This is a genomic window from Stenotrophomonas sp. HMWF003, assembly GCF_003061285.1.
Lineage (GTDB): Bacteria > Pseudomonadota > Gammaproteobacteria > Xanthomonadales > Xanthomonadaceae > Stenotrophomonas > Stenotrophomonas maltophilia_AP.
The window spans coordinates 1-6,612 of sequence record NZ_QAIW01000174.1 but is presented as its reverse complement, the minus strand read 5'-3'; the positions used below and the strand labels follow the sequence as shown (position 1 = coordinate 6,612).

Sequence of the window (6,612 nt, the reverse complement as noted above, 5' to 3'; positions counted from 1 at the left end):
CCCCCGGGGCAGAGCGCCGCGCCCGCCAACCGGGTACGCTAACCGCCCATCCATGCCAGCCGACGACCATGGCCCGCCCCGACCTGCACGACCGCATCCAGGCCCAGCGCAAGCTCCGCGACGCGCAGGGCCGCATCCGTGTGCGCCGCACGGTGACCCGTCGCGACGGCGTGCGGCTGGAGATCGACGGCCAATGGCTCACCGGCTTCTGCAGCAATGACTACCTGGGGCTGTCGCAACAGTTCGGGGTGGTCAGCGCGCTGCAGGACGCCGCCGCGCGCGACGGCGCCGGTGCCACCGCCTCGCACCTGATCTGCGGCCACCATGCGCTGCATGACGCGCTGGAGCGGGAAATGGCCGAGTGGCTCGGCTACCCGCGCGCCCTGCTGTTCGGCAGCGGCTTTGCCGCCAACCTGGCGGTGCAGCAGGCATTGCTCAGCGAAGAAGACGATGTGTGCGTGCAGGACCGGCTCAACCACGCCAGCCTGCTCGACGCCACGCGCCTGGCCGGCTGCCGGCTGCGCCGCTACCCGCACCTGGACACCGAAGGCGCACTGCGTCAGTTGAAGCACGCGCCCGACGGCGCGGCGATGCTGGTCACCGATGGCGTGTTCAGCATGGACGGCGACATCGCCCCGCTGCGCTCGCTGTCGCTGGTGGCGCGCATGCAGGAAGCGCTGTTGTACGTGGACGACGCGCATGGCATCGGCGTGGTCGGCGAACACGGCCGCGGCTGCGTGGCCGATGCCGGCCTGGGCGTGGCCGACGTGCCGCTGCAGCTGGCCACCCTGGGCAAGGCGCTGGGTGGCAGTGGCGCGGTGGTGCTGGGCGATGAGGCCCTGATCCAGCACCTGGCCGAAACCGCACGCCCGTACATCTACACCACGGCGGTGTCGCCGGCACAGGCGGCCGCATCGCTGGCGGCGGTGAAACTGGCCCGGCGTGACGACTGGCGACGCGAAAAACTCGGCGAGCTGATCGCCGTGTTCCGTGCCGGTGCGCGCCAGCACGGGTTGGAACTGATGCCGTCGGATACGCCGATCCAGCCGTTGCTGTGCGGCGCCGAGTCCACCGTGATGGCGTTGTCGGCCGCACTGGAAGCCTCCGGCTTCCTGGTCAGCGCGATCCGTCCGCCCACCGTGCCCGAAGGGAAGGCGCGCCTGCGCGTGACCTTGTCGGCGCTGCACACCCCGGCGCAGGTGCGCGCGCTTACCGACGCGATCGGGCACGCGCGCGATACCGTGCTGCGCCAGCAGTCGCTGGATGCACTGAGCGCGTGAGCCCGGTGCTGTGAGCCTGCATATCGAGGTGGTCGGCAGCGGGCCGGCGCTGGTGCTCATCCATGGCTGGGCACTGCATGGGGGCGTGTTCGCGCCCCTGGTGGACCGCCTGGCCGCGCAGTACCAACTGCACCTGGTGGACCTGCCCGGCCATGGCTTCAGCCACGACGATCCCACGCCGCTGCGGCTGCCCCACGTGGTCAACGCCATCGCCGCCGCCACGCCACCGGCCGTATGGTGCGGGTGGTCGCTGGGTGGGCTGTTCGCCCTGCATGCCGCCGCCACGCTGCCGCAGGTGCGCGCGGTGGTGATGATCGCCGCGACCCCGCGTTTCGTGCGCGGCGACGACTGGCCGCACGCGGTGGAGCCGGCGGTGTTCGAACAGTTCGGGCAGGACCTGGCGCAGGACTACCGCGGCACCCTGGAGCGTTTCCTCGCCCTGGATGCGATGGGCTCCGAGCATGCCCGGCAGGAACTGCGCACGCTGCGCGAGATGCTCATCGCGCGCGGTGAACCGGCCGCGCGTGCGCTGCAGGAAGGGCTGCGCCTGCTCGAGAACAGCGACCTGCGCGGCGCCCTGGCCGGGCTGGGCAAGCCGAGTCTGTGGCTGGCCGGCGCGCGCGACCGGCTGGTGTCCGCGCGCGCCATGCAGGCCGCTGCCACGTTGGCGCCGGGCGCGCAGGCGCATGTGATCGCCCAGGGTGGCCATGCGCCGTTCCTGGGCCACACCGACGCGGTGGCCACGCAGCTGCAACACTTCGTTGCCGGCCTTCCCTGACCCATCCACCGCGCGCATCGCCGATCATGTACGCCCATCTTTCACTGCAGGAGTGACCCATGGATCTTGGAATCGCCGGTCGCTGGGCGCTGGTCTGTGCCGCCAGCAAGGGCCTGGGCCTGGGCTGCGCCCGTGCACTGGTGCGCGAGGGCGTGAACGTCGTGGTGGCCGCGCGCGGTGAAGACGTGCTCGACCGCGCGGTACTGGAACTGCAGGCGCTGCCCGGCGCACGCAAGGTGGTCGGCGTGGTTGCCGACATCACCACCGTGGCCGGCCGCGATGCGGCCCTGGCCGCCTGCCCGCAGGTCGACATCCTGGTCAACAACGCCGGCGGCCCACCCGCCGGAGATTTCCGCCAGTTCACCCGCGACGACTGGATCGCCGCGCTGGATGCCAACATGCTGGCCCCGATCGAACTGATCCGCGCCACCGTGGATGGCATGATCGAGCGCGGCTTTGGCCGCGTGGTCAACATCACCTCCTCCTCGGTGAAGGCGCCCATCGACATCCTGGGGCTGTCCAACGGCGCGCGCTCGGGGCTCACCGGCTTCGTCGCCGGCCTGGCCCGCAAGACCGTGGCCCACAACGTCACCCTCAACAACCTGCTGCCCGGCCAGTTCGACACCGACCGCCTGCGCGGCAACTTCGCCTACCTGGCCCAGCAGCAGGGCATCGACGCCGGCCAGATCGCCGAGCGCAAGCGCACCCACATCCCGGCCGGTCGCTTCGGCACCGCCGATGAGTTCGGCGCCGCCTGCGCCTTCCTGTGCAGCGCGCACGCCGGCTACATCACCGGGCAGAACCTGCTGATCGACGGCGGCGCCTACCCGGGCACGTTCTGACCTTCGCACCCTTGTTTTCGCAGTGAGCCTTCCATGACGTCCAGCTTCGATCCCCGCCACGTCCGCCGCGCGTTCTCGCGTGCCGCCGCCAGCTACGACGCCGCCGCCGCGCTGCAGCGCGAGGTGGAAAAACGCCTGCTGGAATCGCTGGACTACCTGGAAGACCGCCAGCCGCAGGTCGTGCTGGACGTGGGCAGCGGCACCGGCCACGCCACCGCGGCGATGAAGAAGCGCTGGCCCAAGGCGCAGGTGATCGCGCTGGACCTGGCCGAACCAATGCTGCGCGAGGCCAAGAAGCAGGCCGGCTGGTGGAAGCCGTTCACCCGCGTATGCGCCGATGCGCAGGCGCTGCCGTTGCTGGACCAGAGCGTGGATGTGATCTACAGCAACCTGTGCTTGCAGTGGGTCGAGGACCTGCCGGCGGTGTTCGCCGGGTTCCGCCGCGTGCTCAAGCCGGGTGGGCTGCTGTTGTGCTCCACCTTCGGCCCGGAAACGCTGATCGAACTGCGCGACGCCTTCACCCAGGCCGACGCCGTGCCGCACGTGAGCCGCTTCGCGCCGATCGCGCAGTTCGGCGACGCGCTGATGATGGCCGGCTTCCGCGACCCGGTGCTGGACCGCGACCTGTTCACCCTCACCTACGACGACATGACCGCGCTGATGCGCGAGCTGCAGGCCATCGGTGCCACCAACGCGCGCCATGACCGCCGCCACACGCTCACCGGCCGCGGCCGCTTCGCCGCCGCCCGCGCCGCCTACGAGCCGCTGCGCCGCGAAGACGGCAAGCTGCCCAGCAGCTGGGAAGTGATCTACGCCCATGCCTGGGCCCCCGAAGCCGGCGCCCCGATCCGCGAACAGGGCCACGACGTGGCCAGCGTGCCGGTATCGGCCATCCCGATCCGCCGCCGCACCCCGTAGAGCGGGGCTCTGCCCCGCTGCGAAATACCATCATCACATCAGCGGGGCAGAGCCCCGCTCTACGACGCTGCGACATGCCATCAGCGGGGCAGAGCCCCGCTCTACGCCGGGAACAGGTCCCGGTGGAAGAAATAGATCTCCTGCACCAGGAATTTCCAGCTGGTGTGGAAGCTGCGGAAGCGCGTGCTCGGCGTGGACGAGGCCAGCGCATCGATGCCCAGCTCGCGCGCCAGCCGCAGCGCGCGCGCCATGTGCAGCGGGTCGCTGACGATGATCACCCGGTGCAGCCTGCGCTGCTGCATCAGCCGCCGCGCCTCGATCAGGTTCTGGCGGGTGGTGCGCGAGGCGGTCTCGATCAGGATCGCCTCGTCCGGAATCCCCTGCTTGAGCGCATAGCGGCGCGCCACCTGCGATTCGGAGAAGCGCGCGCCGGTACCACCGTAGCCGCCGGTGAAGATCAGCAGCGGCGCATAGCCGGCCTCGTACAGGTCCAGGCCATGGCGGATGCGTTCCTCAAACACCGGTGACGGCTTGGCGTCATACGCGGCCGCGCCCAGCACGATGATCGCGTCGGCCTTGGCCGCCTGGTCGCGCTCGCCCACCCACACGATCCACGCGGTGACGCCCAGCAGCCAGGCCACCAGCAGAATGCACAGCCGCCACACCCACCCCAGCAGCCCGACCCCGGCACGGCGGCTCATGCGCGCGCCCACGGCAAGGCATCCAGGTCGACATTGCCGCCCGACAGCACCACGCCCACCCGCTGCCCGGCAAACCGCTCCGGTGCGGCGAGGATGGCCGCCAGCGTGATCGCCGAGGACGGCTCCACCACCTGCTTGAGCACCTGCCAGAGCAGGCGCATGGCCGCCACGGTGGCGGTATCGGCCACGGTGACGACCTCGGCCGCGCCGTGCAGCAGCGCGAAGTTCGGTGCACCCAGGGTGGTGCGCAGGCCATCGCACAGCGTGTCCGGGGTGAAATCGATGCGGCGTTCGCCGGCCGCCAGCGAGCGCGCGGTATCGGCCGCGCCCTCCGGCTCGGCCAGCACCAGCCGGGTCTGCGGTGCCAGCGCCTGCAGCGCAAGCCGCGTGCCCGATGCCAGCCCGCCGCCGCCCACCGGCACCACCAGCACGTCGAACGGGCCGTGGCTGCGCAGCAGCTCCAGCGCCGCCGTGCCCTGCCCGGCGATGACCCGCGGGTCGGCATAGGGGTGCACCAGGCTGGCGCCGGTCTGGGCCTGCACCTGCGCGCACATGGCTTCACGCGCGGCGATGCTGGCCTCGCAGCGCCACACGGTGGCGCCGTGCCGGGCGATGTTGGCCAGCTTGGCGCCTACCGCGCCCTGCGGCACCACCACGTTGCACGCGATGCCGCGGGTCCGGGCGGCCAGCGCCAGCGCGGCACCGTGGTTGCCCGAGGAATGGGTGACCACGCCGCGCGCGGCCTGGTCCGGGTCCAGCGACCACACCGCGTTGCAGGCCCCCCGGAACTTGAAGGCCCCGCCGCGCTGCAGGTGCTCGGCCTTGAACAGCAGCGACGCCCCCGCCAACCCGTCCAGCGCGCGCGACTGCAGCACCGGGGTCACGCTGGCATGCGGGGCAATGCGTGCGGCGGCCGCCAGCAGGTCGTCGACACAGGGCAAGGGTGAATCGCTCATGACGCAAGATTAACGTATGGCCCCGGTTCGCACCGCCCCGGCTGAACGTGACACGATGGCAATCATTCAGCGGATCGGGCCGGAGTTAAGGGCCGATTCAATGCGCCGGGCCGAAGCTGGCCGCATACCCTCGGGGGGAACCCATCATGAAAATGCGCCTGATGTTCGCCGGTGGCCTGCTGTTGGCCCTGTCCGGCTGCGCCACCTACGACTATGTCGGCGGTGGTGCCGGCAGCGGTTACTACCACGGCGCGCCGTCGGTGGAGTACCGCTATCCCTATGGGTACCCGTCCGGTTACGGCCCCGGCTACTACGGTGGCGGGTACTACGGGGGTGGCTATGGCTACGGCAACCCGTATTACCGCCCGTATCCGAACTATCGCCCCCCGCACAACCACCGCCCGCCGCCGCGTCCGGGCAACGGGGGCAATCCGCCGGTGCGGCCGGATCGCCCGGATCGCCCGCGCCCGTCGTACAACGGCGGCTCGCCGTGGCGGAACATGGATTCGGTGGGCGGTCGGCCGCCTCAGCAGCAGCAGCGTCCGTCGCCGCCGCCGCAGGCACGCCCTGCCCAGGCCCCGCGCCCGGCCCAGCGGTCCAACGGTTCGCCGTGGCGGAACATGAACAATTTGAACCAGCGCACAGTTGAGCCCTGATCCATCTTGATTTTCACCACCTACCCGGTTCAATCTAGGCGGGTGGTGACGGCCTCGGTCGCAAAGTGACAAAAGCGACACGGCACGTCACATCCAGCTCTATGTCGATATCCGCCGGGATTCTCTGGATCCCCCCTGTTCCGGCCCTGTCGGATGTCGGCACCTACAACGCAGAAGGCCCCGCCATGGCGGGGCCTTCTGTTTTTGGATCGTGGCATGGGCGCAAAAAAACAGGGCCGGCAGTCCCCCGACTGCCGGCCCTTCTGCTTCCCCTGGCTGCGCATGGACCGGCCCCTGTTCCAATTCCGGTCCGTAGCGCCAAACGGCGCCTGCCAGCCTGGGTGCTATTGGGTTATCTGCAGAAAACGTGCCAACTTGAGGGTTGATTTCAGCGACAGGCCCGATTGGCGCTAAAATCACCACCCACGCCCTGCTTCCAGGGCCGTTCCGGGCCCCCCGCGCCCCCCGAGCCCCATCGAAA

General features: G+C 70.5%; 7 protein-coding genes. 5 read left to right on the top strand and 2 right to left on the bottom strand.

What is annotated here, in order from left to right:
* Positions 1 to 68 precede the first annotated feature (68 nt).
* From bioF to bioC, 4 genes are read left to right on the top strand one after another with little or no spacing between them, the layout of a single operon-like run.
* Entirely contained in the window at positions 69 to 1,280 is a 1,212-nt protein-coding gene (gene bioF / locus DBR34_RS07160) for an 8-amino-7-oxononanoate synthase (protein WP_128096275.1), read from the top strand.
* Between the two features lie 16 nt (positions 1,281 to 1,296).
* Positions 1,297 to 2,058 carry a pimeloyl-ACP methyl ester esterase BioH gene (gene bioH / locus DBR34_RS07155; protein ID WP_128096276.1) on the top strand — a complete coding sequence of 254 codons (762 nt, stop codon included), beginning with the start codon at positions 1,297 to 1,299 and terminating at the stop codon, positions 2,056 to 2,058.
* A gap of 59 nt (positions 2,059 to 2,117) precedes the next feature.
* Positions 2,118 to 2,900: an SDR family oxidoreductase gene (locus DBR34_RS07150; RefSeq protein ID WP_128096274.1), complete on the top strand. Its 783-nt coding sequence runs from the start codon at positions 2,118 to 2,120 to the stop codon at positions 2,898 to 2,900.
* Positions 2,901 to 2,933: 33 nt separating this feature from the next.
* Complete coding sequence (bioC, locus tag DBR34_RS07145) at positions 2,934 to 3,818, top strand: malonyl-ACP O-methyltransferase BioC (RefSeq protein WP_128096273.1); 885 nt, start codon at positions 2,934 to 2,936, stop codon at positions 3,816 to 3,818.
* Positions 3,819 to 3,919: 101 nt separating this feature from the next.
* Here bioC and DBR34_RS07140 read toward each other — a convergent pair whose 3' ends face one another.
* Both DBR34_RS07140 and DBR34_RS07135 read right to left on the bottom strand, forming a co-directional pair.
* Positions 3,920 to 4,531: a YdcF family protein gene (locus tag DBR34_RS07140; RefSeq protein ID WP_128096272.1), complete on the bottom strand. Its 612-nt coding sequence runs from the start codon at positions 4,529 to 4,531 to the stop codon at positions 3,920 to 3,922.
* On the bottom strand, positions 4,516 to 5,475 hold the full coding sequence (locus DBR34_RS07135) for a pyridoxal-phosphate dependent enzyme (protein WP_128096271.1): 960 nt from the start codon (positions 5,473 to 5,475) through the stop codon (positions 4,516 to 4,518). Before DBR34_RS07135 ends, DBR34_RS07140 begins: the two co-directional genes overlap by 16 nt.
* Positions 5,476 to 5,621: 146 nt before the next feature.
* On the opposite strand from DBR34_RS07135, the gene DBR34_RS07130 reads away from it, so the two are divergent.
* Positions 5,622 to 6,131, top strand: coding sequence for a hypothetical protein (locus tag DBR34_RS07130; RefSeq protein WP_128096270.1), 510 nt, complete (start codon positions 5,622 to 5,624; stop codon positions 6,129 to 6,131).
* The last annotated feature ends 481 nt before the right edge of the window (positions 6,132 to 6,612 follow it).

Bases quoted from the DNA above. Each gene is read 5' to 3' on its own strand.
- bioF (WP_128096275.1), top strand. From the start codon at position 69: ATGGCCCGCCCCGACCTGCACGACCGCATCCAGGCCCAGCGCAAGCTC.
- DBR34_RS07150 (WP_128096274.1), top strand. From the start codon at position 2,118: ATGGATCTTGGAATCGCCGGTCGCTGGGCGCTGGTCTGTGCCGCCAGC.
- bioC (WP_128096273.1), top strand. From the start codon at position 2,934: ATGACGTCCAGCTTCGATCCCCGCCACGTCCGCCGCGCGTTCTCGCGT.
- DBR34_RS07135 (WP_128096271.1), bottom strand. From the start codon at position 5,475: ATGAGCGATTCACCCTTGCCCTGTGTCGACGACCTGCTGGCGGCCGCC.
- DBR34_RS07130 (WP_128096270.1), top strand. From the start codon at position 5,622: ATGAAAATGCGCCTGATGTTCGCCGGTGGCCTGCTGTTGGCCCTGTCC.